General features: G+C 63.2%; 30 protein-coding genes. 18 read left to right on the forward strand and 12 right to left on the reverse strand.

Translation table 11 applies throughout. The annotated features are described in order from the left end of the window. Window positions 1-210: 210 nt before the first annotated feature. Window positions 211-417 (reverse strand): DUF1737 domain-containing protein, encoded by a 207-nt coding sequence (locus tag ABVQ20_RS24135; protein ID WP_056585621.1) that lies wholly within the window; start codon window positions 415-417, stop codon window positions 211-213. Window positions 418-458: 41 nt separating this feature from the next. After that, window positions 459-1355 (reverse strand): HpcH/HpaI aldolase/citrate lyase family protein, encoded by an 897-nt coding sequence (locus ABVQ20_RS24140; protein ID WP_354461977.1) that lies wholly within the window; start codon window positions 1353-1355, stop codon window positions 459-461. 381 nt (window positions 1356-1736) lie between these two features. Between ABVQ20_RS24140 and ABVQ20_RS24145 the strand changes: the two genes are divergently transcribed. Genes ABVQ20_RS24145 through ABVQ20_RS24160 form a run of 4 tightly spaced genes read left to right on the forward strand, consistent with a single transcriptional unit; the run spans window position 1737 to window position 6766 of the window. Then, the gene (locus tag ABVQ20_RS24145; protein ID WP_354461978.1) at window positions 1737-3290 is read left to right on the forward strand and encodes a DUF4153 domain-containing protein; all 1554 of its coding nucleotides are present in this window, start codon (window positions 1737-1739) and stop codon (window positions 3288-3290) included. 3 nt (window positions 3291-3293) lie between these two features. Then, a complete protein-coding gene (locus ABVQ20_RS24150) occupies window positions 3294-3986 on the forward strand; it encodes a response regulator (RefSeq protein ID WP_354461979.1) in 693 nt (230 codons plus the stop codon). Next, window positions 3977-5560, forward strand: coding sequence for an ATP-binding protein (locus ABVQ20_RS24155; protein ID WP_354461980.1), 1584 nt, complete (start codon window positions 3977-3979; stop codon window positions 5558-5560). The genes ABVQ20_RS24150 and ABVQ20_RS24155 overlap by 10 nt, the downstream gene beginning before the upstream one ends. A 39-nt stretch (window positions 5561-5599) precedes the next feature. Beyond that, window positions 5600-6766, forward strand: a complete 1167-nt coding sequence (locus tag ABVQ20_RS24160; RefSeq protein ID WP_354461981.1) for an NAD(P)/FAD-dependent oxidoreductase — start codon at window positions 5600-5602, stop codon at window positions 6764-6766. A 10-nt stretch (window positions 6767-6776) separates the two neighbouring features. Here ABVQ20_RS24160 and ABVQ20_RS24165 read toward each other — a convergent pair whose 3' ends face one another. After that, entirely contained in the window at window positions 6777-7913 is a 1137-nt protein-coding gene (locus tag ABVQ20_RS24165) for a patatin-like phospholipase domain-containing protein (RefSeq protein WP_354461982.1), read from the reverse strand. Between the two features lie 279 nt (window positions 7914-8192). On the opposite strand from ABVQ20_RS24165, the gene ABVQ20_RS24170 reads away from it, so the two are divergent. Further along, window positions 8193-8705 (forward strand): hypothetical protein, encoded by a 513-nt coding sequence (locus ABVQ20_RS24170; protein ID WP_354461983.1) that lies wholly within the window; start codon window positions 8193-8195, stop codon window positions 8703-8705. 96 nt (window positions 8706-8801) lie between these two features. On the opposite strand, the gene ABVQ20_RS24175 is transcribed toward ABVQ20_RS24170, so the two are convergent. From ABVQ20_RS24175 to ABVQ20_RS24195, 5 genes are all read right to left on the reverse strand, one after another. Further along, window positions 8802-9539: a DUF72 domain-containing protein gene (locus ABVQ20_RS24175; RefSeq protein ID WP_354461984.1), complete on the reverse strand. Its 738-nt coding sequence runs from the start codon at window positions 9537-9539 to the stop codon at window positions 8802-8804. Window positions 9540-9639: 100 nt separating this feature from the next. After that, complete coding sequence (locus ABVQ20_RS24180; protein ID WP_354461985.1) at window positions 9640-10131, reverse strand: SRPBCC family protein; 492 nt, start codon at window positions 10129-10131, stop codon at window positions 9640-9642. A gap of 43 nt (window positions 10132-10174) precedes the next feature. Next, window positions 10175-10621, reverse strand: a complete 447-nt coding sequence (locus tag ABVQ20_RS24185; protein ID WP_354461986.1) for an SRPBCC family protein — start codon at window positions 10619-10621, stop codon at window positions 10175-10177. Further along, window positions 10618-10932 carry an ArsR/SmtB family transcription factor gene (locus tag ABVQ20_RS24190; RefSeq protein WP_354462259.1) on the reverse strand — a complete coding sequence of 105 codons (315 nt, stop codon included), beginning with the start codon at window positions 10930-10932 and terminating at the stop codon, window positions 10618-10620. Before ABVQ20_RS24190 ends, ABVQ20_RS24185 begins: the two co-directional genes overlap by 4 nt. Window positions 10933-11020: 88 nt before the next feature. Beyond that, on the reverse strand, window positions 11021-11446 hold the full coding sequence (locus tag ABVQ20_RS24195; RefSeq protein ID WP_354461987.1) for a GNAT family N-acetyltransferase: 426 nt from the start codon (window positions 11444-11446) through the stop codon (window positions 11021-11023). 165 nt (window positions 11447-11611) lie between these two features. Here ABVQ20_RS24195 and leuD point away from each other — a divergent pair, with 165 nt between their 5' ends. The 6 genes from leuD (at window position 11612) to leuB (ending at window position 15909) form a co-directional block, all read left to right on the forward strand. Next, window positions 11612-12217, forward strand: coding sequence for a 3-isopropylmalate dehydratase small subunit (gene leuD, locus ABVQ20_RS24200; protein WP_354461988.1), 606 nt, complete (start codon window positions 11612-11614; stop codon window positions 12215-12217). 72 nt (window positions 12218-12289) lie between these two features. Next, complete coding sequence (locus ABVQ20_RS24205) at window positions 12290-13222, forward strand: Ivy family c-type lysozyme inhibitor (protein WP_354461989.1); 933 nt, start codon at window positions 12290-12292, stop codon at window positions 13220-13222. A 36-nt stretch (window positions 13223-13258) separates the two neighbouring features. Continuing rightward, window positions 13259-13750, forward strand: coding sequence for an ester cyclase (locus ABVQ20_RS24210; RefSeq protein ID WP_354461990.1), 492 nt, complete (start codon window positions 13259-13261; stop codon window positions 13748-13750). A gap of 35 nt (window positions 13751-13785) precedes the next feature. Further along, a complete protein-coding gene (locus ABVQ20_RS24215) occupies window positions 13786-14169 on the forward strand; it encodes a RidA family protein (protein ID WP_354461991.1) in 384 nt (127 codons plus the stop codon). Window positions 14170-14178: 9 nt separating this feature from the next. Continuing rightward, on the forward strand, window positions 14179-14529 hold the full coding sequence (locus tag ABVQ20_RS24220; RefSeq protein WP_354461992.1) for a VOC family protein: 351 nt from the start codon (window positions 14179-14181) through the stop codon (window positions 14527-14529). 276 nt (window positions 14530-14805) lie between these two features. After that, window positions 14806-15909, forward strand: a complete 1104-nt coding sequence (leuB, locus tag ABVQ20_RS24225) for a 3-isopropylmalate dehydrogenase (protein WP_354461993.1) — start codon at window positions 14806-14808, stop codon at window positions 15907-15909. A gap of 16 nt (window positions 15910-15925) precedes the next feature. Here the strand turns inward: leuB and ABVQ20_RS24230 are convergent, their stop codons facing one another. Both ABVQ20_RS24230 and ABVQ20_RS24235 read right to left on the reverse strand, forming a co-directional pair. Then, window positions 15926-16384 (reverse strand): MarR family winged helix-turn-helix transcriptional regulator, encoded by a 459-nt coding sequence (locus tag ABVQ20_RS24230; RefSeq protein ID WP_354461994.1) that lies wholly within the window; start codon window positions 16382-16384, stop codon window positions 15926-15928. Continuing rightward, complete coding sequence (locus ABVQ20_RS24235) at window positions 16377-16805, reverse strand: SRPBCC family protein (protein WP_354461995.1); 429 nt, start codon at window positions 16803-16805, stop codon at window positions 16377-16379. The genes ABVQ20_RS24230 and ABVQ20_RS24235 overlap by 8 nt, the downstream gene beginning before the upstream one ends. Window positions 16806-17101: 296 nt before the next feature. On the opposite strand from ABVQ20_RS24235, the gene ABVQ20_RS24240 reads away from it, so the two are divergent. Then, entirely contained in the window at window positions 17102-18460 is a 1359-nt protein-coding gene (locus tag ABVQ20_RS24240) for a glycosyltransferase (protein WP_354461996.1), read from the forward strand. A gap of 28 nt (window positions 18461-18488) precedes the next feature. On the opposite strand, the gene ABVQ20_RS24245 is transcribed toward ABVQ20_RS24240, so the two are convergent. Beyond that, entirely contained in the window at window positions 18489-20360 is a 1872-nt protein-coding gene (locus ABVQ20_RS24245; RefSeq protein ID WP_354462260.1) for a DEAD/DEAH box helicase, read from the reverse strand. Window positions 20361-20815: 455 nt separating this feature from the next. Here ABVQ20_RS24245 and ABVQ20_RS24250 point away from each other — a divergent pair, with 455 nt between their 5' ends. Together ABVQ20_RS24250 and ABVQ20_RS24255 are read left to right on the forward strand one after the other, a co-directional pair. Next, on the forward strand, window positions 20816-21850 hold the full coding sequence (locus ABVQ20_RS24250; protein WP_354461997.1) for an aspartate-semialdehyde dehydrogenase: 1035 nt from the start codon (window positions 20816-20818) through the stop codon (window positions 21848-21850). 146 nt (window positions 21851-21996) lie between these two features. After that, window positions 21997-22449, forward strand: coding sequence for a GNAT family N-acetyltransferase (locus tag ABVQ20_RS24255; protein WP_354461998.1), 453 nt, complete (start codon window positions 21997-21999; stop codon window positions 22447-22449). A 1-nt stretch (window position 22450) separates the two neighbouring features. On the opposite strand, the gene ABVQ20_RS24260 is transcribed toward ABVQ20_RS24255, so the two are convergent. Continuing rightward, window positions 22451-22858 (reverse strand): ACT domain-containing protein, encoded by a 408-nt coding sequence (locus tag ABVQ20_RS24260; RefSeq protein WP_354461999.1) that lies wholly within the window; start codon window positions 22856-22858, stop codon window positions 22451-22453. A 213-nt stretch (window positions 22859-23071) separates the two neighbouring features. Here ABVQ20_RS24260 and ABVQ20_RS24265 point away from each other — a divergent pair, with 213 nt between their 5' ends. The 4 genes from ABVQ20_RS24265 (at window position 23072) to ABVQ20_RS24280 (ending at window position 25537) form a co-directional block, all read left to right on the forward strand. Further along, window positions 23072-23977: a bestrophin family protein gene (locus tag ABVQ20_RS24265; protein WP_354462000.1), complete on the forward strand. Its 906-nt coding sequence runs from the start codon at window positions 23072-23074 to the stop codon at window positions 23975-23977. 99 nt (window positions 23978-24076) lie between these two features. Next, window positions 24077-24424 carry an ArsR/SmtB family transcription factor gene (locus ABVQ20_RS24270; RefSeq protein ID WP_354462001.1) on the forward strand — a complete coding sequence of 116 codons (348 nt, stop codon included), beginning with the start codon at window positions 24077-24079 and terminating at the stop codon, window positions 24422-24424. A gap of 72 nt (window positions 24425-24496) precedes the next feature. After that, complete coding sequence (locus tag ABVQ20_RS24275) at window positions 24497-24988, forward strand: SRPBCC domain-containing protein (protein WP_354462002.1); 492 nt, start codon at window positions 24497-24499, stop codon at window positions 24986-24988. Between the two features lie 138 nt (window positions 24989-25126). Further along, window positions 25127-25537, forward strand: coding sequence for a DoxX family protein (locus ABVQ20_RS24280; RefSeq protein ID WP_354462003.1), 411 nt, complete (start codon window positions 25127-25129; stop codon window positions 25535-25537). The last annotated feature ends 4 nt before the right edge of the window (window positions 25538-25541 follow it).

Consider the following 25541-nt stretch of genomic DNA (forward strand, 5'->3'; position numbering starts at 1 on the left):
AGCGCAGACCCTGGGATCCATGCCGGGATGGTGGTGCCGTGCTCGACGGTGCACGACAGAGCACCATCAGTTGCGCTTTTCCTGTCGCACCAATCCTGATCCGCCGCGCTCCTTGGCCAAGGTAACGGCATGGATCCTAGGGTCTCCGCGACGTCGCTTCGCGACTGCTACGCCCTAGGATGACGAAGGAAGGACAGGCGTTTTGCGAGTCTACCAATCACTAAGCTTCGTATCCGGCCCGTATTCCTGACCGTCGATATCCTTGACCACGGCCTGGCCGCAGCGCATGGCCTTGGCCTTCTTGTCGTAGGCATAGGTCGGCGAGCCGAACAGGTGCCAGCCCTTGTTCAGAGCCGCCGTCACCTTGTGGCAGAAGCTGGCGTCGTCGGGGCCAGTCAGAAAGCGGTAGAGTTTCATCCGTCAAGTCCTGTCGTGAGTAGCACGTGCATCGGGCCCTATCATGCGCCGATGGCGGCCGCCTTCGCCAGCAGTTTTTCGGCCTGCGCCAGATGCAGCCGCTCGACCATTTTTCCATCGAGTGCAATCACACCCTTGCCGGCATTTTCTGGCAGCGAAAAGGCGGCCTTCACCGCGCGTGCCTCGGCCACGGCTTCGGACGATGGTGCAAAGGCATTGTTCGCGGCTTCGATCTGAGTGGGGTGAATGAGGGTCTTGCCGTCGAAACCCATCACGGCGGCTTCCGCGCATTCGCGGCCGAAAGCGTCGAGGTCGCGAAAATCGTTGAAGACGCCATCGAGCACGTCGAGACCACCGGCGCGCGCCGCCAGCACCATCTGCATCAGCCAAGGCACGAGATAACGCCGGTCGGGCGTCGGCAGCACACCGGTGTCTTTCACCAGGTCATTCGTTCCGGCAACGAAACAAGCCAGCCGAGAGGCGGGGTCGCGGCCGAGTTCGGCGATAGCGCCGATGTTGAGCATGGCCTTGGGCGTCTCGATCATCGCCCATAATTTCACGTCGTCCGGCACGAGATTGTCGTCGAGCACGTCGCCGGCTTCGAGAATGTCGCGTGGCGTGCTGACCTTGGGCAAAAGGATGCCATCGGACAGGCAATTTGCAGCAGCCAGCAAATCATCCGCGCCCCGTTCGCTGGAGAGCGCATTGATGCGCACGATCATCTCGCAACGCCGGCCAAAGTGGTTGGCGACTGGGCGATTGGCGACGATTCCCGCCAGCTTTTCGCGCGCGGAAACCTTGTCGGCCTGGGCAATACCGTCTTCCAGATCGATGATGACGGCGTCGCAGGAAAGCTGCGCGATCTTGGCCAGCGCCTTGTCGTTCGAAGCCGGGACATAGAGCACCGAGCGGCGCGGGCGGTAGGTGTCGGTTGTCATGCCCGATCTATGCCGCCTGTGGCCGGTCGAGGCAAGCGTCCGACTTGTGCCTGAGATAGACCACCAATCGCCAAGGCGGGTGAGGGGCGGCGCCAACGTCTGGAAACATGGCGAATTCGATCTCAAGCGATTGCCCTGCACGAAAACTGCACGAGATTGCCGAAAACCTCCTCGGAACCGCCCAACCGCCTGCATGTCGACGTGTGAGACAGGCGGCATGCAAACAATACGAAAACCCCGTTGGTCCCTACCCTCCCGGCTCCGCAATGACGGCTGGTGGCTCGGTGATGCGACACGTGCGAACCCCGCGGCAATCCTCATCCCTTTTGCCCGCAGGAGCCCGCCGACCATCCGGCTGGACGCCATCAGGAAAGCCCGGTCATGACATCGTTCTTCACTGCCGCGCCGCGTTATTGCAGCCGCTTCGGCGCCGCTGTCCTGCTTGTCGTGCTGGCGGATTTCCTGTTCTACGGCCAGCCCGCCGGCATCACGGTTTTCCTGTTCGCCATCCTGATTGCCGGTGCGGTCGTGGCCGTGCACCCGGCGGCCTTCAGCGACGGCAGGGTCTGGCTCAGGCCGGGCGCCCTGTTCGTCGCGCTGCTGCCGCTTGTTGAAAATGTCAGCCCCTTGTCTGTCTCGATCGCGCTTGTGGCCATGGCCATTTTCGCGCTTTCGCTGGCCGGCCGGCTGCGCGACCGCATCGCTCGTATTGCCGGCCAGGTCGCGCTGTTCCTGCTGGCCGCACCGTTCCGGTTCATCCGCGATTTCATCCGCTGGCGAAAGGCGGCGCGACGGATCGGCCAACGCCGTATCCGCTTTGCGACTTTTGCCGTCTGGGTGATGCCGCTGACGCTCGGCGCCGTCTTCCTCGCTCTGTTCGGCGCCGCCAACCCTGTCATCGAATACTGGCTGTCGCTGATCGATCTCATAAAGCTGCTCGATCTCATCCAGTTCGCGCGGATTGCGTTCTGGCTGTTCATGCTTGCCAGCGTCTGGGTCTTCCTGCGACCGCGCCTGCCACGATTTCCGCGCCGCATTGCACGTCTCAAGCCCGACCTTGCCGCTGTTCAGCCGACGGCCAATCCGGACAAGCGCGTCGTCGAGGACGTCCTGTTCGGCAAAGCCGCCATCCTGCGTGCGCTCATCGTCTTCAACATCCTGTTTGCGGTGCAGACCGGGCTCGATGCCGTCTATCTGTGGGGCGGCATCGCGCTGCCCGACGGGCTGACCTACGCCGTCTATGCGCATCGCGGCGCCTATCCGTTGATCGTCACAGCGCTGCTCGCCGCCGGCTTCGTGCTCGCGGCGCTGCGTCCCGACAGCGCGACATCCGCCGATCCCCTTATTCGCAGGCTTGTTTACGCCTGGGTGGCGCAGAACATCATGCTGGTCATCTCGTCGATCCTGCGGCTCGACCTCTATATCGGCGTCTATGCGCTGACCTACTGGCGCATCGCCGCCTTCGTGTGGATGGGGCTGGTGGCGGCCGGTCTTGCCCTGATCATCGCCCGCATCGCGCTTGGCAAATCCAATGCGTGGCTGCTGTCCGCCAATCTTCTGACGTTATCGGCGACGCTTTATACCTGCTGTTTCATCAATTTCGCAGCAACGATCGCCAATTACAATGTCGACCATTCCCTCGAAATGACCGGCCAGGGCACTCCACTCGACGCCTCGTATCTTCGTGCGCTTGGCCCGGCTGCGTTTCCGGCCTTCGATCGTTTCCTCGATCATCAGAGCCGGACGGCTGCCGCCAATGATCCGGCCCTCCGCGACCTCACGGGAGTGCGTGGAAGCGACGAACGATGGTATCGCACCATCCAGCAAAACTGGCGTGTCTGGAGCTTTCGCGACTGGCGGCTGCTTGCCTATCTCGACAGGAGAGGTCCGGTCGTGATTCCCTCTGTTTCCGAACCTTACCTACCGGGCCGCTGACCCATGCCGCATCACATCCTCGTCGCCGATGACGATCCGCATATCCGCGAAGTGATCTGCTTCGCGCTCGAAAAAGCCGGCATGAAAACGCAGGCGGTGGCTGATGGCGCCGCCGCCCTGCAGGCGGTCGAGCGCCGCGCGCCCGATCTCATCGTGCTCGACATCGGCATGCCGGAAATGGACGGGCTGGAAGTCTGCCGGCGGCTGCGGCAGCGATCCGACGTGCCGGTGCTGTTCCTGTCCGCGCGCGATGAAGAAATCGATCGGGTGCTTGGGCTGGAAATGGGCGGCGACGACTATGTGACAAAACCGTTCAGCCCGCGCGAGCTGGTCGCCCGCGTCAACGTCATCCTGCGCCGCGCCCGCCCAGTGTCGCCCGAACAGGCGGATGACAGGCAGTTCACCCACGGCAAGCTCGCCTTGGCGCCGGCCAGCCATGCCGCCAGCTTCGACGGCAAGCCGCTTGCCCTGACCGCCATCGAGTTCTCGATCCTCAGGGGATTCCTGGCGCGGCCCACCCATGTGCTCGACCGCGACATGGTGATGGCCAATGCCTATGCCGCCAACATCCATGTCGCCGACCGCACCGTCGACAGCCATATCCGCAACATCCGCGCCAAGCTGGCGGCGGCGGGTTGCGCGGATGTGATCGAGACCGTGCATGGCGTCGGCTTCCGGCTCGGCCGATGCGGCTGACGACCTCCAACAAATGGATCGGCCGCAAATGGCGGCCGCGCCTGGCCACGGTCGTCGTCGCCATCCTGGTCCTGGTGATGGCCTTGCCGCTGGTCGGCCTGTTTTTCTTCCGCCTCTACGAAAACCAGTTGATCCGCCAGACCGAGGCGGAGCTGATCGCGCAGGGTGCTGCCATCGCCGCCATCTATGCGCAGGACGTGCGCGATGCCGGCATTCCCGCAGACAAGCTCGGCGCGCCGATGCCCGCCAGCCGAGGCAATGTGAACTATCCCTACCTGCCGATCGAGCCCAGCCTCGATCTTGCCTCCGACACTGTGCTTCCGACCCGGCCCGAGGGGAAGGCAGCAACCATCGATCCTGCCTTCGCGGCGATCGGTGCGCGCCTGTCCGGTGTTCTCGACGCCACGCAGAAAACCACGCTGGCCGGCTTCCGGCTGCTCGACCCTGCGGGCGTCGTCATTGCCGGGCGCGATGAGGTCGGACTGTCGCTGGCCGATGTCGCGGAGGTGCGGGAGGCGCTCGCCGGGCGCTATGCCAGCGAACTGAGGCTGCGGATCCCCGACCAGCCGACGCCGCCACTCTATTCGGTCAGCCGAGGCACCAGGGTGCGTGTCTTCGTCGCCATGCCGGTGGTCGTCGACGGCCATGTCGCCGGAGTGGTCTATGTGTCGCGAACGCCCAACAACATCGTCAAGCATCTCTATGGCGAGCGCGGCAAGGTGACGGCGGCGGCGATCGCCATCCTCGGCGGCACGCTGCTGATCGGCCTGGTCTTCCTGCGCACCGTCAGCCGGCCGATCTATGCGCTGATCGACCGCACCCAGCGCATCGCCGCCGGCGAACGCGACGCGATCAGGCCGCTCGACCACCACGGCACGCGCGAGATGGCGGAACTGTCCGCCGCCTTCCTCGACATGGCCGAAAAACTGCAGGCGCGGTCCGACAGCATCCAGACTTTCGCCACCCATGTCTCGCACGAGCTCAAATCGCCGCTGACGGCCATCCAGGGCGCGGCCGAATTGTTGCGCGATTCCGGTGCGGCGATGGACGATGCGGAGCGGCGGCGCTTCTCCAACAATATCGTCACCGATGCGGGGCGTCTCAATCTTCTGGTCCGTCGCCTGCTCGACTTGGCGCGCGCCGAAAACCGTCCGCCAAGCGGGGAAAGCACCTCGATGAGTGCAGCGCTTGCAGCGCTCCCCGTCGATAACCGGCTGGCGGTTCGCGTCGAGGCCGGCGGTGATGTCGGCCTGCGCATGTCCACCGAGAACGGGACAATCGTGCTCGCCAATCTCATCGACAATTCGGCCAGGCACGGCGCAACGCTGGTTTCGGTCACTGCGACGAGTATCGACGGCAAGGCGCGCATCCTGATCGATGACGACGGCGCCGGCATTTCGCCCAGCAACCGGGCGCGAATCTTCGAGCCGTTCTTCACCACGCGCCGCGAATCCGGCGGCACCGGGATGGGGCTGGGTATCGTGCTGGCCCTTCTGAAAGCGCATGATGGTACGATCAGGCTGGTTGACTCCGAGGCCGGCACGCGCTTCGAGATCATCTTGCCTGCCGCGTAACTCCCCATCAGCGGCTCGAATCGGAAAGGGCATAAGAGAGTGCGCTACGACATCGTCATCATTGGCGGGGCCATCGTCGGCTCCTCGGTTGCCTATTATCTGCGCGAGGAAGGGTTTTCGGGCTCCATCGCGCTGATCGAGCGGGACCCGCAATTCGCCCATGCGGCGACGACACTGTCCATGGCCTCGATCCGCCAGCAATTCTCGATTCCAGAAAACATCCGCCTGTCGCAATTCACGCTGAAACTGTTCCGGCGGCTGAAGGAAGAATTCGGCACGGACGCCGACATCGGTTTCCGCGAGGGCGGCTATCTCATCCTCGCCGGCGAGAACGGCTTGCCGATCCTCAAGGCCAATCATGACGCGCAGATCGCCGAAGGCGCCGACATCGTGCTGGAGGACGCCGAGCAGCTGACGCGGCGCTTCGCGTGGCTGTCAACCGAAGGTATTTCCGCCGGCGCCTATGGCCGGACCGGCGAAGGCTGGTTCGACGCGCATGCGATGTTGATGCTGTTCCGCAAGGCGCTGCGCGACAAGAATGTTGATTTCCTTGCTGCCTCGGTCACCGGCATCGAGCGGCAGGGCGACCACGTCACCGGCGTCATCCTCGGCAATGGCGAGACGCTGGAGGCCGGTATCGTCGTCAATGCCGCCGGGCCGAACGCCGGCAAGGTGGCCGGCATGGCCGGGCTGGCGCTGCCGGTCGAGCCGCGCAAGCGCAATGTCTTCGTCTTCGAGGCACGCGAGAAATATGCCGACATGCCGCTGCTGGTCGATCCCTCCGGCATCTATGTGCGCCCGGAAGGCTCGGTCTACCTCACCGGCGGCGCCGAGCCGGAAGAGGGCGATGGTCCCGCCGATCCCGCCGATTTCGAGCCGGACTGGCCGCTGTTCGAAGAGGTTATCTGGCCGGTGCTGGCCACCCGTATCCCCGCCTTCGAGGCGATCAAGCCGACGCGGGCCTGGGCCGGGCATTACGACTACAACACGCTCGACCAGAACGCGGTGGTCGGGCCGCATCCGCAGGTCGGCAATTTCATCTTCGCCAACGGCTTTTCCGGCCACGGCCTGCAGCAGGCGCCGGCCGTCGGCAAGGCGCTGGCGGAACTGATCGTGCATGGCGGCTACCGCACCGTCGATTGTTCGGCGTTCGGCTACAGCCGCGTCGCCGAAGGGCGGGCGTTCCGGGAGTTGAACGTGATCTGAGGGGCGTGTCCTAATACGTCAGCGTAATCTGCATCTGGGGCAGCGGTCTTGGTGCCGTGTTGGTGAAATCGGGCCCTTTGTCTTTCCATTCATGGCCCTTGGCGATCAGGCCTTCGAGTAGACTTCTTGCCTCCTCGCGTTGCACGGAACCTTCGAAATCATAGGGCGGCATCGGATTGTCGGTACGCGCAGATTCATAGGCGTTCACGTAATCGGCGATCTTCGGCGTGTAGTTCGCGCTGTCGGCAACCTTGATCGTGTAGCGCTGCATGGCCGACGCGAGGTTGCGCCAGCGTGTCCAATAATGGTCGTCGAAAGAGAATTCCGCGAACTTCTCGCCCGCCTGCGTTCCCTTCAGCGAAATCTGCGCCAGAATCTCCTTGGACATGTTCAGGTTCATGCCGCCCTGCTCCTGCGTCAGGGAAACATGGACGATCCGTTCGCGATTGCCGGGGGCGCGCGACTGGAGCAAATCGCGCCAGTTCTGCATCGTCGCGATGATGCCAAAAATAAATCCCGACAGCTCCTTCACGGCCAACATGCTGGCGATCGACTGATACTGAGCCTGCCAGCCGTCGCTGGGTTTCGGCAGGAAAACGTCAGGGGTTTTCGTCTGGTTGCCCGCACTGGGCCCATTTGCATCAGGGTACACGAGGTCGATCGCGAAAGTAGGCCACCGTGGCAGGGGGGCATCAAACAGATGGATGGGGAAGTTGCTGCAGATACCGCCGTCGGAAAACCAGCACTGTCGGAAGGCGGCGGCAGCCGGCCCTTCTCCGATGCCTCCGGCTGCGAGCGAGTCGGTGCTCTCCAGCTGCGTTTTCGGCCTGCCGCGCTTCCGCTCCGGCGTCGCCACACCTTGAATGGATCCGGCGCCAACCGATTCATGGAGGGGAACGGCGCTTATCAGCAGGGGAAAGCTCAGGCTCATCCGCGTGGCCACCAGCACCGGCAGATCGCATGCGGCTGGCAATGGGTAGTATGTATCGCCCTTGAAGGAACGATTTTCAGGAGCCTGCCTGATCATCCAGTCAACGAGATCCTTGGGAAACAGCGTCTCGAATTCGTGCTTCAGGAACCAGAAATGTGTGTCCTTGTCGAAGGGCAGGCTTCGCGGCTCGCTATGCGAGACGTCGGTGGTGATCATCGTCAGCGAAACGGCATGGTCCGAATGCGGCTCATGCTCATAGCGCGGCGCGTGCCACAGATCGCTGAACAGGAGCGGCCTGTCAGGAGACTGGCCGGACAGATTCTGCAGGGTCTCATGAAGCCAGTCGGTAAGCGCCGGTTTCGACCCTCCGCCGAAATGCCTGGCCTGCTGTTTGCCCGAGCAGAGACCGAGGAGATTGCGCCGCGCGACACGCGCCACGCGCAAGACCGCGAACACCGCGCCGACCGCATAGGCCCCGAGAAATGAGGGGATTGCATGCAGCAGGATTGCCCAGAAGCTCGAAAAATATCCCGCGGCCCACCATCCGCAACAAAGGAGGGCAAACAGGAAAAACGTTTCAAGCGGAGCGATGGCGATAACCGCGAAGAGAAGCCAAAGGCACTTTCGTATGATGCCGGCGTTTCCAGCCAGGACAACGAGCAGCCTGTAGGCATTCCAGGCCCCCGGGGCGGGCTGGAAGAGGTTGTAGATGAAGCCATCGCTCGAAAGATTCCCCGACACTCCCGCCAGGCCGTGGAAGCCGATCAGGCCCGGATCTCCGGAGATTTCGGATCCGAGGGTCTTTCGCCGCTCTCCGACCGCGGCGGCCGCGCATGCAGCGGCGGCAATCGCGCCGGCGGATGTTCCGCCAATACTCTTGAATCGGTAGGTTTTCGACAGTTCCAGGGCGGCATTGGGATAAACGATACCGCTGGTGATGCCGCCCTTCATCACAAGATCACAATATCTGGACAAACTCTCCGCCACCGACCCCTCCCAAAATGCTGAAAGCAAAATCGCCAACACAGGAAGCATTCGACACAGCATGTACTGCTGCCATGCGGTCGGTGCCCAGCAGACGATGTGCCTCTTCTTGTGAAAAGTCTATTGCCGCGTGCAGAAATGGCCGATAACGAGGGCGTTGCCAAGCGCATGGCCGTCGGCGGTGTTGTCGAAAATGCACCAGACTTCGGCACCGGCTGCCGCTGCTGTTTGCATTTGCCGCCCAATCTGGTTGAGCCTTTCGGCGTCGTAGTCCGAGTAATAGATGCGCGGCGCGCCATGCATGCGGAAGTAGGCAAGGCCGGCCCAGCCGCCCGGCAGCGCCGCGGCTGGAACCAGGGCCGGATCGGCCGCAATACGCGCGACGCCGCAGCCGGCGAGGAGCGCATCCGCGTCCGCAGCGAACCAGCTGGGATGGCGCGGCTCGCAGGCCAGCTTGACGACGGTTCGCTTGCGCAACATGGCGAAGAAGCAGGCTGCGATGTCCGGATCGAAGGCCAGGCCCGGCGGCAACTGCACCACCAGCACGCTGAGCTTGGCGCCGAGACCTTCGACCTCAAGGAGAAACGCCTCGACAAGGTCCTCGCAGCCAACGAGACGGCGCTCATGGGTCACAGCCTTGGGCGCTTTCACCGAGAAGCGGAAATGCTCGGGCACGGAGTCTTTCCAGCGCTCATAGGTCTCGCGACGGTGCGGCTTGTAAAAGGAGGTGTCGATTTCGACGATCGGAAGGCGCTCGGCGTAACGTTCGAGATGCGAGCCGGATTGCGGGAAGTCTTCCTTGTATCGCGCAGAAATGCCCCAGCCGGCCGTGCCCGTGAAACATCCCTGCTTTTGCATGCATGGGATGTGGATTGGGCGACGATAACGTCAAGGTGTGACGGCGCTTTGGAGGGCGGTCTCCTTTGACACTGGCAGGACAGCACCCCCGACCCGCTGCTCAAGCCGCCGCCAGTCTTCCAGCGTCGGCATACGCCTGCAACCAGGCCAGCACCCGTCCCCAACCCTCGGCATGCTCGGTCGCTGCGTGGCTCAGCCCGGCAAAGCCACCGTGACAGATGGTCAGGCGCGTGCCGTCGGCGATCGGCTCCAGCAGCCAGGCGGCGGTCGTCTGCCGCCGGCCAAGGGTCGGATGATCCCACTCATAGGTCCGCGTCTGTACGATCCGGCGTGGCGCTTCGATCTCAAGGAATTCGCCGCTGGCCGGCAGATCCCTGCCGTCAGCCGTTCTGACGACGACCGTCCAGCGGCCGCCGACGCGAAGATCTGCCGACCAGTCGACCGTGCGATAGGTATCGGCGGATCCCCACCACGTCTCGACCTCTTGCGTGACCAGCGCGCGGAAGACGCGATCCGGAGGCGCGTCGATCTCGGCTGATGCCATGACGGTTTCGCCATTGGTCATGCTCTGCACGTTGGAACCGCGTATCATGGATGCCTCCGTGTAGGGTTTGTTTCGAGATCGAAACGACTTATCATCCTTTGGATGGAGGACGCTCAAAACCCTTGCCGGTCTCGAGCAGGCTCTTCAGGCTGGCCAGCACCAGCGGCCAGCCCTTGGCGACGTTCCCGATCAACTTGTGCGGACCGTCCGCCTCGTGGGTGACGGCAAGCTTCATCAACTCGCCGTCCTGCTCGATTGTGAAGGTGCAGCGCGTGTAGCCGTCTTCCTTTACCTCCGGCATCCATTCATTGCGCCATTTGATGACGAGGCGCCGCGGCGGGTCGATCTCGAGAATCTCGCCGCTGTCGGCGAGACGCCCGTCCGGAAGGATCAGCTTCCAGCTGGAGCCCACTTTCCACTCGCTCTCTTGATAGGAGCAAAGGAAGAACTGCCGGTTGAACTCCGGATTAGTCAACGCTTGCCAGAGTTTCTCGGGCGTGGTGCGGATGTAGGTCACGTAGACGAAGGCGTTGCTCATGGCTCTTCCCTTTCAAGCCGTTTCTTCAAGTCGCTGAGGGCGTTCAATCGCCCTCGCTCGAACTTGCCGATCCAGCGGTCGGCGATCTCGTTGATGGGAACGGGGTTGAGGTAGTGCTCCTTCTCGCGCCCCTTGCGGATGGTGGTGACGAGGTTTGCCTCCTCCAGGATCGCCAGGTGCTTGGTCACCGCTTGGCGCGTCATGTCCATCTGTTCGCACAGCGCGTTCAGCGTCTGCCCGTTCCTCTCATGAAGGCTGTCCAGCAATTGCCGGCGTGTCGGGTCGGCCAGGGCGCGAAAGACGGCATCCATGCTCATGGCTCTAATATGCAACCATTTGGTTGCATGTCAAGAGGCACGACCTTCATATTGGGAGGCGCGGTCCTTTTGAGGCGGGATGTCAGCGCTTGCGATTGAACCAGAATGCGTCGGGCATCCGTTTCATCCCGATGCGTTCGTAGAAGCCGACGGCGTCGGGCACGGAGAGCAGGCTGATGGCGACGGAGGGCCCGAGTTGCCGCCGCGCCTCATTCAGCAGGCCCTTGCCGATGCCGAGCCCCTGTGCCGATCCGGAAACGGCGAGTTCGGAAATATAGCAGACCCAGGAAAAGTCGGTGATGGCCCTGATAACGCCGATCAGCGGCTTGCCTTCAATATCAAGGCGCGCCGTCAGCACTAGGCTGGCGCCCGACAGCATCGTCTTCAACCGCGCCTCGTCGTCGATGGGGCGTGTCTCGCCAAGGCCGGATTCGATCAGCACGCGGCGGAACTCGGCGACATCAAGCGCCGGCTCGCTTGCGTAGAGGACGTGGGAACGCTCAGCCATGCCGGCCAGACTGCACCAAGGAACGGCGGTTTCGAAGCTGTTTTTGTGTTCTAACATGCATCGCCATGGACCAAGGCCGGCCGGGAACAGCCGCCTTTTATTTGCCCACGGCTTTGTGTAAACCGTGCGTCAGCAATCCCTGCAACGAAGACACGGGCAAAAGCCATGGAAAAATTCACCAAGCTCACCGGCGTTGCCGCGCCGATGCCGATCATCAATGTCGACACCGACATGATCATCCCCAAGGATTATCTGAAGACGATCAAGCGCACCGGGCTCGGCACCGGGCTGTTCGCCGAAATGCGCTACAATGACGACGGTTCGGAGAATCCGGATTTCGTGCTCAACAAGCCGGCCTACCGCAAGGCGCAGATCCTCGTCGCCGGCGACAATTTCGGCTGCGGTTCCTCGCGCGAGCACGCGCCATGGGCGCTGCTCGATTTCGGCATCCGTTGCGTCATCTCGACCTCGTTTGCCGACATCTTCTACAACAACTGCTTCAAGAACGGCGTGCTGCCGATCACCGTCAGCCCCGAGGATCTGGAGAAGCTGATGGACGACGCCTCGCGCGGTTCCAATGCGACGCTGTCGGTCGATCTCGAGACCAAGGAAATCCATGGCCCCGACGGCGGCGTGGTCAAGTTCGACCTCGACGACTTCAAGCGGCACTGCATGCTCAATGGTCTCGACGATATCGGCCTGACCATGGAGAAGGCCGGCGCCATCACGTCATTCGAAAAGCGGAACGCCGAGTTGCGCCCCTGGGCTTGAGCGGCACCGTCCGGAATGGATAGGCCCGGCCTTCCCAGGCCGGGTTCGCGGCGACTGAAGGGAGGGAGAGTCATGACACGTTCGCTTCTTGCCGGCGTTTGCTGCCTGGCGGTGATCCTTCTGCCGATGGCGGGTGCGCATGCACAGACCGACAGTGTGCTCGTGCCGGCTGAGAATGCGACCGGCGCCGCTGACCAGGGCGCGTCAGGCACGAGCAGCGCGGCGCTGACCGAGAATGACAAGCAGGCGCCAATCCCGTTCGAGGGCGGCCAACTCACCATCACGCAGCCGGAGCAGGACGGTGAGAAGGTGCTGTCCTATGACGGCCAGCAACTGGCCAGCAACTACGACGTCTTCTTCGACAAGATCGTCAAGATTGGCGATGTCAACGTCGCGCTGGTGGATGTCGGAGACGGCGGCAACCAGTGTGGTCCAGCCAAGCTGATCGTGTGGAAGCCTGAAGGCGGCACCATCCAGAGCATCAGGGTCGAGCAGGACGAATGCGGTGCGCCGCCGGCCGCGATCTCCGACAGCGCCATCTATTTCGTGCCGTATCTTTTGCCTGGGGATTCGAAGCCGGCGTTGCAATGGTCGCCGCAGGGTGGCCTCTCGACCTCCGGCAACCTCACCTACATGCCCGAACCCGGCACGCAGTGGAAGGATGTCGATCCGTCGAAATACGACAACATCATCGACGCCTTCCACAATGAGGCCGTTTACAAGGAAGCCGAAAAGGTGCTCGGCAAGGATATGACCGACATGGCAACCAGCCTGCTGGTTGGCGGCGGCACCGAAAAGACAGCGTCTGGCGCCTTCTACGCTACCGGTTGCGTGCCGCATGACTGCGGCGGCAATGACGGTTTCATGGCGGTCGACCCGGCCAAGCAGAAACTCTATTTCGCCCGGCGTGGCGACAATGGCGAACCCCAGGCCTGGCCCGCGGTGGCGACATGGCCGGCCGATATCAAGGAAGCGCTCGACAAGGCGACGGGTTCGGCGAACTGACAAGCGTTCGTTCGTGATGTACTGACGGAGGTCATGATGCAGAATCGGCGGCAAGTAACGGCAGCCGGGCTGCTTCTCGGCAGCGGGCTGCTGACTCCGGCCCTCGCCCAGTCGGCTCCCTCGCCTCAATCATTGGCTGAACAATTCGCGGCGACACTGAGCGCGGGCGATATCGACGGCTTCTCCGCGCTGTTCGCCGACAGCTATGTCAATCACCAGCAGAGCGCTGCCGCGCCACCGCCAGCGAATGTCAGCCCGAAACAGGCAACGGTCGCCTTCTTCAAGGCACGGCTGACGGCGATGCCGGATCTCAAGGTCGCCATCGAAGCCGTGGTCGCCGACAAGGACCATGTGGCGGCGAGCTTCGTCTACAGCGGCACGCACAAGGGCGTCTATTTCGGCGTCGCGCCGACCGGTCGGGCACTGCGTTTCACCTCATGCGACATTTTTCGGGTGGCGGACGGTCGCATCGTCGAGCATTGGGGCATGGGCGACATCGCGGGCGTCCTGGCGCAACTGCGCGCCTGACGATCCAAGGCAACTGAAAATTCTGCGAGGACACCATGCGCAAACTGATCTCCACCGGCTCGCCTTTCGAAAAGACCGCCGGCTATTCGCGCGCCGTGGTGCAGGGGGACTGGTGTTTCGTGTCCGGAACGACCGGCTACGACTATGCCACCATGACCATGCCGGATACGGTCGAGGCACAAACGCGCAATTGCCTGGCGACCATCGGCAAGGCGCTGAAGGACGGCGGCTTCGATATGGCCGACGTGGTGCGGGCACACTACTACATCACCGACCAGGCTTTCGTGGATGTGGTTTTCCCGATCCTGGGCGAGACATTCGGCGACATCAGGCCGGCGGCGACGATGATCGTCTGCCAGCTCAACAAGCCGGAAATGAAGATCGAGATCGAGGTGACGGCGTTGCGGCGCACAGTCTGAGGTGCGACCATGAAAGTCCGACGCATCGTTGCCAACATCGCCACGTCGGATATCGCCGCGGCGAAGCGCTTCTACCAGGATGTGCTTGGCCTTGATCTGCTGATGGACCTTGGCTGGATAGCCACGTGCGGCTCTGCCGAGACGATGACCGTGCAGGTGAGCTTCATGACCGAAGGCGGATCCGGGACGCCGGTGCCGGATCTCTCGATCGAGGTCGACGACGTCGATGCCGCGTTGCAAGGCATGAAGCAGGCCGGCTTCGCCATCGAATATGGACCCGCCGACGAGCCCTGGGGCGTGCGGCGCTTCTACGTGCGCGATCCCCTGGGCCGGCTGGTCAACATTCTCTCGCATCGGTGATGGCCACGGGACTCTTCCAACGCTGGCGGGACAGCACCCCCTCTGTCCTGCCGGACATCTCCTCCGCAGGGGGGAGATTGGCAGCTTCGTAACTCCGCCCTTCCTCCAACGCCCGCGATTGGCGAAGGCCGAAGTAACATTCGATCTCCCCCCTTGCGGGGGAGATGCTCGATAGGGCTGAGGGGGGTGTGAAGGATCTCGGCGCTCGTCCCCTTGCGCGCTGAGCGCTTGGCGTTTAGCAAGGCCGCGGTTCAAATCTTTCTGGGACGGTTTTCCATGGCAACGAAGCATCTTTTTCTGCTCCCCGGCGACGGTATCGGTCCGGAGGCCATGGCCGAGGTCAAGAAACTGATCTCCGCCATGAATGAAAAGCTGGGAAGCGGCTTCGTCACCGACGAGGGCCTGGTCGGCGGCTCAGCCTACGACGCCCATGGCGTGGCGATTTCCGATGCCGATATGGACAAGGCGATGGCGGCGGACGCGGTGCTGTTCGGCGCCGTCGGCGGTCCGAAATGGGATGCCGTGCCTTATGAAGTGCGCCCCGAGGCCGGCCTGCTGCGCCTGCGCAAGGACATGGAGCTGTTCGCCAATCTGCGCCCCGCAATCTGCTATCCGGCGCTGGCGGCATCCTCCTCACTCAAGCAGGAAGTGGTCGAGGGCCTCGACATCCTCATCGTGCGCGAACTGACCGGCGGCGTCTATTTCGGCGAGCCCAAGCAGATCATCGATCTCGGCAACGGCCAGAAGCGCGGCATCGACACGCAGGTCTACGACACGTTCGAGATCGAGCGCATCTCGGGCGTTGCCTTCGAGCTGGCACGCACGCGCAAGAACCACGTCACCTCGATGGAAAAGCGCAATGTGATGAAATCCGGCGTGCTGTGGAACGAGGTGGTCACCCAGACCCACAAGGCCAGATATGCCGACGTCAAGCTCGACCACATGCTGGCCGATGCCGGTGGCATGCAGCTGGTGCGCTGGCCAAAACAGTTCGACGTCATCGTCACCGACAATCTGTTCGGCGACATGCTGTCCGACATCGCCGCCATGCTGACCGGCTCGATCGGCATGCTGCCGTCGGCCTCGCTCGGCGCGCCGGACGCCAAGACCAAGAAGCGCAAGGCGCTCTACGAGCCGGTGCACGGCTCGGCGCCCGACATCGCCGGCAAGGGCATCGCCAACCCGATCGCCATGATCGCCTCCTTCGCCATGTGCCTGCGCTATTCCTTCGGCATGGTCGATGAAGCCGACCGCGTGGAAAGCGCGATCGCCGCCGTGCTCGATGAAGGTCTGCGCACGAAGGACATCCTGTCCGAGGGCATGACCGAGGTCGGCACGGTGCAGATGGGCGACGCGATCATCGCCAAGTTCCTGGCTTAGCCTGTCGCGGCGCGGCTCATCGGATCTCTCCGGCAAGCTGCCGCAGCAGCCCGACCAGTTGCGCTTCGTCGACTGATCCGAAAAAAGCTGCATCAGCAGCCTCGACGGCAACGATGGCTCGCTGCGCGGCGGCGGCTCCGGCAGGGGTGATGCGGATCACCTTGGCCCTGGAATCATGCGGGTCGGTCTCCCGCGCGATCAACCCCTTGGCCTCCAGGCGGGCGACAACGTCCGACGTCATTTTCACCTCGGTGCCTGCCTGGGCGGCGAGTTGCACCTGGTTGGGCGGCTCGCCATTGCGCCCCAGCCACATCGCCGAGGCAAGCAGCACGAACTGGACATGCGTCAGGTCGAGAGGCGCCAATGCTGCCGTCATTACGCGTTGCCAGCGCATGGTGGTTCGCCAGAGCAACAATCCGGGGCTCTCCGAAGGCCCGCCCTTGAAGCGCGTGTCCAGGTCCTGCTTGTCAACCAAGGTTTTCAAACTCCTTTGCCCGTTCGAACAGCTTGGCCATCGAGACATCGAAATCGCCGCTGATCTGCGGTCCGAGTTCGGGTCCAACCTCGGCGGCCGAGGGGCCGGAAATTTCAAGCCGGTGGGTGACCCGCGTGCCGCCGTCGACAGGCGTCAGAGTGTGTCGGAACAGCAGCGTCGTATCACCGAACGAAGTCTCGTCGGCATAGGTCACGTTATCAACGAGATCGACGATGGTGGATTCGAACGTGTCCTGCCCGACCGGGGTCACCGAGACACGGGTGCCCTTGGCGAACGGCCCGTGCAGCACGAATGTGTCGGACCCTTCATAGGTGAGGCGGCCTTCGTGCAACGCCTTGAGCGCGTTCCAGATGGCTCGCGCCGGAAGCGGCGAAATTGCGGTGTACTCATTGCTCCACATTGCCCTGGCTCCTGTTTGGTCGGTGTTTTAATCTGTGCACAGACTATCTGTGCACAGATTAAATTGCAAGCGGAATCTTTTGCGACGTCCAGGAAGCAGTTTGCCCACCTTTGTCGCCTTTGGTACTTGAGGAACCAAGCGGCAGGCAAGGAGCGCGTCGCTCAAGATACCTTTCGTCCTCGCTGCAAATGAAGCATAAGGCACCCATACATCCTGATCGTCCAAAGCACGCAATGACAGTAGAGAGCTTGAATGCCACCGCCGCGACGGAAGACGAAGGGGGCGCGAGGTCTCCAATGTTCGCCATCGATGCGACCGGGTTGCTGTCGTGGGGGGGCGGTGCGCTCGCTGGCATCCAGAGGATCGAGGATTTTCTCATCAAGGCGGCGTTTGCCGACCCCGATCCCAATATCGAGGTGGTCGCGCTGGACCTTTCGAGCCAGCGCTTCCGCAGGCTTTATCCTTTCGAGCAGAAACAGCTGTCGGCTGACCACATCGCGCCATTTCGTGTGAGGCGATGGGCAGGATCGGCAACAGCGCTGCGGCAGGCGTTCAAGGCGATCCGGAATTTTCCGATGGCCAAGAGAGAGGCGGATCGCCAGCTCGCCAGCATGGCGACCGATGGCGAGACAGGGCTGCGTTCCATCGCAGCCAGGCTGCTGTTTCGCGCCTATCGGCTGTACAGGCGGGCGCGCCTGCAGTTTGGCTGGTCCAAACCCGCCGCGCCGCCGCTCACCGATGTGGAGCTCTCGACTGTGCTGATCAGTCACCAGATACTTGTCGGAGACAACAGAGCACCGGTCTCGAACACCACCAACAAGATCGCATTTCTCTGCCATGACCTCATTCCCACGATACGACCCGATCTCGTGTCACAAGGCAAACTTGAGAGGGCGTTCGGACCCAATCTGGAATCATTGGTGCGGTCCGGAGCGACGGCATTCTGCACGTCGCGCGCCGCTGGCGAGATGCTGACCAGCCATATGGGTCAGGCCGGAATAAGCCTGGCCGGCCTTCATCGCTTTCCGATGCCCTCCCTCCTCCATGAGGCGGCTTCCAGACGGAACATGACCTCGCGTCTCGAAGCCGGCGAGCCGTTCGTCCTCTATTGCTCGACCATCGAAGTGCGCAAGAACCACATCATGCTGGCCAGGATCTGGCGGCAGGCGCTGGACGAGGGGGTCAAGTTGCCGAAGCTGGTCTGCGTCGGGCGATGGGGCTGGATGATCGAAGAGTTGAAAACCTATCTGAAGTCCCATCCGGAGCTCGCCCAGTCGATTGTGTTCACAGGCCCGATCAGCGACGACGATCTCATCGGCTACTATCGCACGGCGTCTTTTGGCGTCTTTCCCTCGCATATAGAAGGCTGGGGTTATGCCGCCTCGGAATGCCTCGATTTTGGTGTCCCGGTCATCGTGTCGACGACGCCGTCCTTGATCGAAGCCACCGGTGGGCTTATGCCGGCAATCGATTCCACCGATCAGGCGGGCTGGTATGCTGCGATCCGCAGGATGGCGGAAGACAAGGCCTGGCATGCCTCACTGACGGACAGCATCGCCCGGCAACACCAGCCGACGTCCGTTGCGGCCAGCTGGGCGGCGATCAAGGCCGGCCTGCAAGCGACGGCGGCAAGCATGGCGCTTCAGCGAAAATAGCGGGAAGCCGCGGCGAAGCGCGGGCTTGTCACTCCGGCCGCTTCTTCGGCTTCTTGTGCTTTGGCGGGCCAGCCTTGTCGAATTTAGGCTTGCCCGGTTTCTTTGCCCAGGGCGTCGCCTCGCTCGCGGCGGCGGGGCGGTGGTCGGCCGACGGCGCGCGCTTCTCGAATTTAGGCTTCGGGGCATCCTGGTCAAACGGCCGCTTGCCGCGATGCGGCTTCTTGTCCGGCTGCGGCGGCTGATAGCCTGCCCTCGACAGGTCGGGCGTGCCTTCCAGCCGCTTGACCCTGATGTTGTCCTGCAGCTTGCGGTCGGGACCAATCGCGGCCAGGAACCGGTCGGTCCAGTCGGCGGCGATCTGCACGAAGGTTTCTTCCTGCTGCATCTTGATGGCGCCGATCTCGCGCTTGCTGATGCCGCCGGTGCGGCACAGCATCGGGATCAGCCAGCGCGGTTCGGCATTCTGCCTGCGCCCCACCGATACCGAGAACCAGACGCTGTCGCCGAAATCATCGCGACGGCTTGGCGCTTCATCGCGGTGCGCGAATTTTTCGCCTGCCAGTTTCTCACGCGAAGGCGTGAAGGGTGCGACGTCCATGAGGTCTTCGGGCGCCGAGCGACTGCCGCGGCACAGCCGCACGAAGGCCGCCGCCACCTGTTCGGCGCCGTGCCGTTCGAGAAGCTCGCCGACAAAACCGCGCTCGTCGTCCTTCAACGGTTCGCTGAAGGTCGGATCGGCAAGGATACGCTCGTCGTCGCGGCGCAGCACGTCGTCGGCCGAAGGCGGGGCGGCCCACGTTGCCTTGAGGCCAGCGTTCTGCAGGAGACGTTCGGTGCGCTTGCGGGCGCTGTTGGGCACGATCAGCGCGCTGACGCCCTTGCGTCCCGCGCGCCCGGTTCGTCCGCTGCGATGCAGCAGTGTTTCCGGGTTGGTCGGCAGGTCGGCATGGACAACCAGTTCGAGATTGGGCAGGTCGATGCCGCGCGCCGCCACGTCGGTGGCGATGCAGACCTTGGCGCGGCCGTCGCGCATCGCCTGCAGCGCATGGCTGCGCTCGTTCTGGCTGAGCTCGCCCGAGAGCGCGACCACAGAGAAGTTACGGTTGTTGAAGCGCGCGGTCAGATGGTTGACGGCGGCGCGGGTGTTGCAGAACACCAGCGCGTTCTTCGCTTCGTAATAGCGCAGCACGTTGATGATGGCGTTCTCGCGATCGGGGTGCGCGACGCTCAGCGCTCGATACTCGATGTCGAGATGCTGCTTTTCCTCGCCGGCGGCCGAAATGCGCACGGCATTGCGCTGATAGCCCTGGGCCAGCGTTGCGATGGAGCGCGGCACGGTGGCCGAGAACATCAGCGTGCGGCGTTCGGCCGGGGCTGCGTCGAGAATGAATTCCAGGTCTTCGCGAAAGCCGAGATCGAGCATCTCGTCGGCCTCATCGAGCACCACGGCCTTCAGCGCCGACATGTCCAGCGAGTGCCGGGTGATATGGTCGCGCAGGCGGCCGGGCGTGCCGACGACGATATGGGCGCCGCGCTCCAGCACGCGCCGCTCGCTGCGCATGTCCATGCCGCCGACGCAGGATGCCACGGTGGCACCGGTCAGTTCGTAGAGCCACTCCAACTCGCGCGTCACCTGCAGGGCAAGTTCGCGGGTCGGCGCCACGGCCAGCGCCAGGGGTGCGGCGGCCTGGGAGAAGCGCTCAGCGCCATCGAGAAGGGTCGGCGCCAGGGCAAGGCCGAAGGCCACCGTCTTGCCGGAGCCGGTCTGCGCCGAAACCAGCGCGTCGGCTTGCCCGAGTTCCGGGGCCAGAACAGCCTTCTGAACTGGCGTCAGTTCGGAATAGCCGCGTTTTTCCAGCGCCTTTGCCAGCGCTGGGACAATGCCATCAACCTTGATCATCTTCGTCTTTCGGATTTCGGGGGCCTGCGCGCCCGGCGATGGGTCGTCCATCGGAGAGCGCCTGCCGAGGCCAGGCGCGCTGCCAGCCAAAACAATTCCGCCGTTCCTACTTCGCGCGGCCGCCATTGTACAGGGCATGCGCGTAAACCTTGCGCGCGGCGCGATTGACTCTTTTGGCAAACCGCGTAAAAGCCGGCTCCGAACAGGACAGCTTCGATGCGCGGCCTCCCAATGGCGCCTTTTGCATTCGACTTCCCCGGCCATGGCAGCATGGTTTCCGGCGAAGTGAGGGCTGTTTGCCTGCGTTCGACCAAAATCACGGCCAAAACGACCACTAAAACGGTCTGATCTCCCTTGGCCTGCTCGCCCTCTCCCCGGGTCCGGCCCGGGGGCGAGACCCGCACCGGCCGGCGGGTTTCTCCAAAAACGAGCGGAGAGGGACAGGAGATTTTTCGATGGGTTTCAAGGTTGCAGTCGTAGGCGCCACGGGCAATGTGGGCCGGGAAATGCTCAACATACTGGAAGAGCGCGGCTTTCCAGTGGACGAAGTGGTGGCGCTCGCCTCGCGGCGCAGCCAGGGTACCGAAGTGTCGTTCGGCGACCGCACGCTGAAGGTCAGGACACTCGACCAGTATGATTTCTCCGACACCGACATCTGCATCATGTCGGCCGGCGGCAATGTCTCCAAGGAATGGTCGCCCAAGATCGGCAAGCAGGGTTGCGTCGTCATCGACAATTCGTCGGCCTTCCGCTACGACCAGGACGTGCCGCTGATCGTGCCGGAAGTGAACCCGGACGCGATTTCGCTGTTCACGCGCAAGAACATCATCGCCAACCCGAACTGCTCGACGGCGCAGCTGGTGGTGGCGCTGAAGCCGCTGCACGACTTCGCCACCATCAAGCGTGTCGTCGTCGCCACCTACCAGTCGGTGTCGGGCGCCGGCAAGGAAGGCATGGACGAGCTGTTCACGCAGACGCGTGCCGTGTTCGTCGCCGACAGCGTCGAGGTCAAGAAGTTCACCAAGCGCATCGCCTTCAACGTCATTCCGCATATCGACGTCTTCCTCGACGACGGCTCCACCAAGGAAGAGTGGAAGATGGTGGCCGAGACCAAGAAGATGCTCGACCCCAAGATCAAGCTGACGGCGACCTGCGTGCGCGTGCCGGTGTTCATCGGCCATTCGGAAGCTGTCAACATCGAGTTCGAGAAGCCGATCACCGCTGACGAGGCGCGCGACATCCTGCGCGAAGCGCCGGGCTGCCAGGTCTTGGACAAGCGCGAGGACGGCGGCTACATCACGCCGCTGGAATCGGCCGGCGAGGACGCCACCTTCATCTCGCGCATCCGCGAGGATTCGACCATCGACAACGGCCTGTCGATGTGGATCGTCTCCGACAATCTGCGCAAGGGCGCGGCCCTCAACGCGGTGCAGATCGCCGAGCTGCTGGTCGAGCGCGGCTTGATCCAGCCGAAGAAGAAGGCGGCCTGACGGCCTTCTGGTTCTCGCTCACGGGGCCGTATCGCCGCTGCGGTCGCGGGCTCGGCCTTCGGCCGAAGCATTCCTTCTCCCCGTTTACGGGGAGAAGGTGCCGGCAGGCGGATGAGGGGCAGCACCGCCTCTGATGTGAAACGACCATGAGCGATACCGCCAAAGTCTTGCTACGCCCGGCCATCGGCTCGGACGCCGCTGCTATCGCAAAAATCATGCGGGCAGCACTTGGCTCGTTCGACTGGATGCCGGTCATCCACACGCCGGCCGAGGATCTCGCCTTCATCCGTGATATCGTGCTGCCACGGCAGCAGGTGACAGTCGCCCAGACCGGCGAAAAGATTGTCGGCTTCATCGCCGTCAGCGGCGAGTGGGTGGAGCAGCTCTATCTCGATCCCGCCTGGACCGGGCAAGGCATCGGCAGCCGATTGCTGAAGGATGCAACTGCTTCCCTGCCGGTCGTGAAACTGCATTGCTTTCAGTCCAACACCGATGCCCAGCGCTTCTACGAGCGCCATGGGTTCCGTGCGGAGTCCTTCGGCGACGGCACGAAGAATGAGGAAGGCCTGCCCGACATTCTCTATGTTCGCGGGCGCTGATTCAGCCGGCACTATCCTCGGCCAGCTCCCGCAGCAGCTCCATCGCCTCCTCCGCCCGGTCGGCGGGGACGAACAGGTGGTCGTGGTAGAAGGCCGAGACTGGGTTGACGCCCATGCCGGCGGTGGCCAATCGCGTGGTGATGGCGGCGAGGAAGCCGACCGCTTCCAGCGACGAGTGGATGTCCAACGTCACCATGCGGCAGCGGAATGCCACGTTCAGGCCGGCGGCATTCGCGTCTTCCTCGCGCAATATGAGCGTGATGCCTTCGCGTTCGCGGAACAGCATCATCGGTACGAGGCCTGCTGGTTGAGCAACGCCCGGCGCCAGCGTGGCGAAGACATATACGTCAGGGAGCAATTCGGGTGTCATCGACCCCAGCAGCTTTTTCAGATCGGTCTCGCCGGTCATTGTTTTCCTCGACGGCCAGTTGTCACGGAGACGGTCGCAGCCTTCCAAGCGTGGCTGCCATGCCTTCAATATCGGTGCCGGCTGCCCACCGATAGTCCGTCCGGTTCGTTGCGCGCACGACATGGCGGTGTCGTTGACGGCTGCGCTTGCGCATCGATCGCATCGCACAATAGATGTGGTTCAGGACCAGCGCCGGTCCGTGAAAGGCTCTCGATGATCGTTCGCCCGCGCCCCACCTTCCTGCAGCTGTTCTTTGTCATGCGCGGTTCGGTGGTGCCGCGCATCCTGCCGCAGATCCTGGGTTTTGCTGTTTATTCCGCGGTCATTCTCGTCGTTGCACGCCAGTTCCATCTCGATTTCAGCGTCTTCAACATCACGCCTTTCGGCTTGGTGGGCGTGACGTTGTCGATCTATCTCTCCTTCCGCAACAACGCCGCCTACGACCGCTGGTGGGAGGCGCGCAAACTGTGGGGCGCACTGGTCTTCGAGATACGCAATCTGGCGCGCGCCACGACCAGCCTCATCCCCGATCAGGCCGAACAGCGGGCCCTGCTCATGGAGTCGCTCGCCTTCTGCCATTTCCTGCGCGGGCAATTGCGCAAGATCGACAGCATCAAGGACGCCCGCGCCTTCATCGATGCCGAAGCAGAGACGGCCGCGACCTTCGCCAATCCGGCGGACGAGATGGTCAGGCGCATGGGCCGGCGCGCCAACGCGCAGCGCCGGACTGGCGAACTCGATCCGATCGGCTTTCGCATCCTGGATGAAAGGCTGGCATCGATATCAGCCATCCAGGCCGGCTGCGAGCGCATCGCCGGCACGCCATTGCCCTTTGCCTACACGCTGCTGGTGCATCGCACGGCCTACATCGTATGCCTGCTCCTGCCCATCGGCCTCATCTCGACCACCGGCTGGGCGACGCCGCTGTTCACCGCGCTGATCGCCTACACATTCTTCGGCCTCGACGCGCTTTCGGAGGAGCTCGAGGATCCGTTCGGCACCGAGGCCAACGACCTTGCCCTCGATGGCCTGTGCCGCGTCTGCGAGATCTCGGTGTTCGAGGCGTTGGGCGAGACGCCGCCGAAAATGATTGCGGCCGAGAAGTTCTATTTCTCCTGATCAATTCGAGGCAAGGGCCGGCTCCCGCCCGGCACTTGACTCGTTTGTTGTTCTCTCTTATCAAACCAGAAGGTTACATAACCACTTGGTTTGATGCGCATGGCAACCGACAGCCTCAGCCTGACCCTTGCGGCGCTTGCCGACCCCACCCGGCGTGCCATCCTGGCGCGGCTGTCGCTTGGCGAGGCCTCGGTGACGGAGTTGGCCGAACCCTTCGCCATGAGTTTTCCGGCGGTGTCGAAGCATCTCAAGGTGCTGGAGCGCGCGGGCCTGGTGGCACGCGGGCGCGACGCGCAGTTCCGGCCACGCCGACTGCAGCCGGAGCCGTTGCGCGCCATCGATGAATGGCTGGAAACCTACCGCGTGCTGTGGGACGCCCGGTTTGACCGGCTCGAAACCTATCTGCAGGCGCTGCAGAAGGGAGAACCGGGCGGCAGCCAAAGCTGAGGCCGGCCGGACCGGCCACCCGTAAGCCTCAAAATCATGCCGACCAACAAAGGCAACACAAAGGGGGAAGTCATGACAGATCAATCGATAGACCTTCCGTCCGACGATCCGGTGATCATCATCACCAGGACGTTCGATGCGCCGCGCACACTGATGTTCAAGCTGTTCACCGATCCCTATCACCTGGTGCGTTTCTGGGGACCGGAAGGGTCCACCTATCCGGTTTGCGAGATGGATGTGCGGCCGGGCGGCGAATGGCGCCTGACCATGCGTTTCGCCGACGGCAGCGAGTATCCGACCAACAGCATCTATCTCGAGATCGCGCCGCCGGAGCGGATCGTCTATCGCGACGCGCCGCTCGACCGCAGCCAATGGCAGGATGCATTGCCGCCGGCGGAGATGGTGACGACGATCCTGTTCGAGGACATCGGCGGCAGGACGCGGATTATCGCCAATGTCCGCGCCAATTCGATTGGTGCCCGTGACATGGCGGTGAAGATGGGCTTTGGCCAGATGGTCGCCGCAAGCTATGCGCGCCTGGAAGCCTATCTCGGGACGCTTTGAACCCTGACTTGCCCGGCGCGGCGGCATGACGTGCCGGGCTGTCAAAAAGAATCCATGGCGTGTCGGATTGCCGCCGCGTGCCACGTCCTTGGCTCAACCCTGGCGAAATGCTCGGCCAGACAACCAGAGGAAACACCCATGACCATTTCCCAGACCGCGCCGGTCTCGTCCGGCGCCTTGTGGACCGGCCGCGTGCTGAGCGGCCTCATCGTTCTGTTCATGATCTTCGACGGCGTCATCAAACTGCCGCCGCTCGATGTCGTCACCCAGACCATGACGCAGATCGGCTGGCCCGCTGACGCCAATGTCGCTCGGCTGCTCGGCGTCATCGGATTGATCTCGACCGCGCTTTACGCGGTGCCGCGCACGTCGGTGCTCGGCGCCATCCTGCTCACTGCCTATATGGGCGGCGCCATCGCCACCCATATGCGCATCGGCAGTCCGCTGTTTTCGCACACGCTGTTCGGTGTCTATCTCGGCATCATCCTGTGGGGCGGCCTGTTCCTGCGCGACCCCAGGGTGCGCGCGCTGATCCCGTTCTCCCGTTAAGATC

Origin of the sequence: Mesorhizobium shangrilense (genome assembly GCF_040537815.1) — a bacterium.
Taxonomy (GTDB): domain Bacteria; phylum Pseudomonadota; class Alphaproteobacteria; order Rhizobiales; family Rhizobiaceae; genus Mesorhizobium; species Mesorhizobium shangrilense.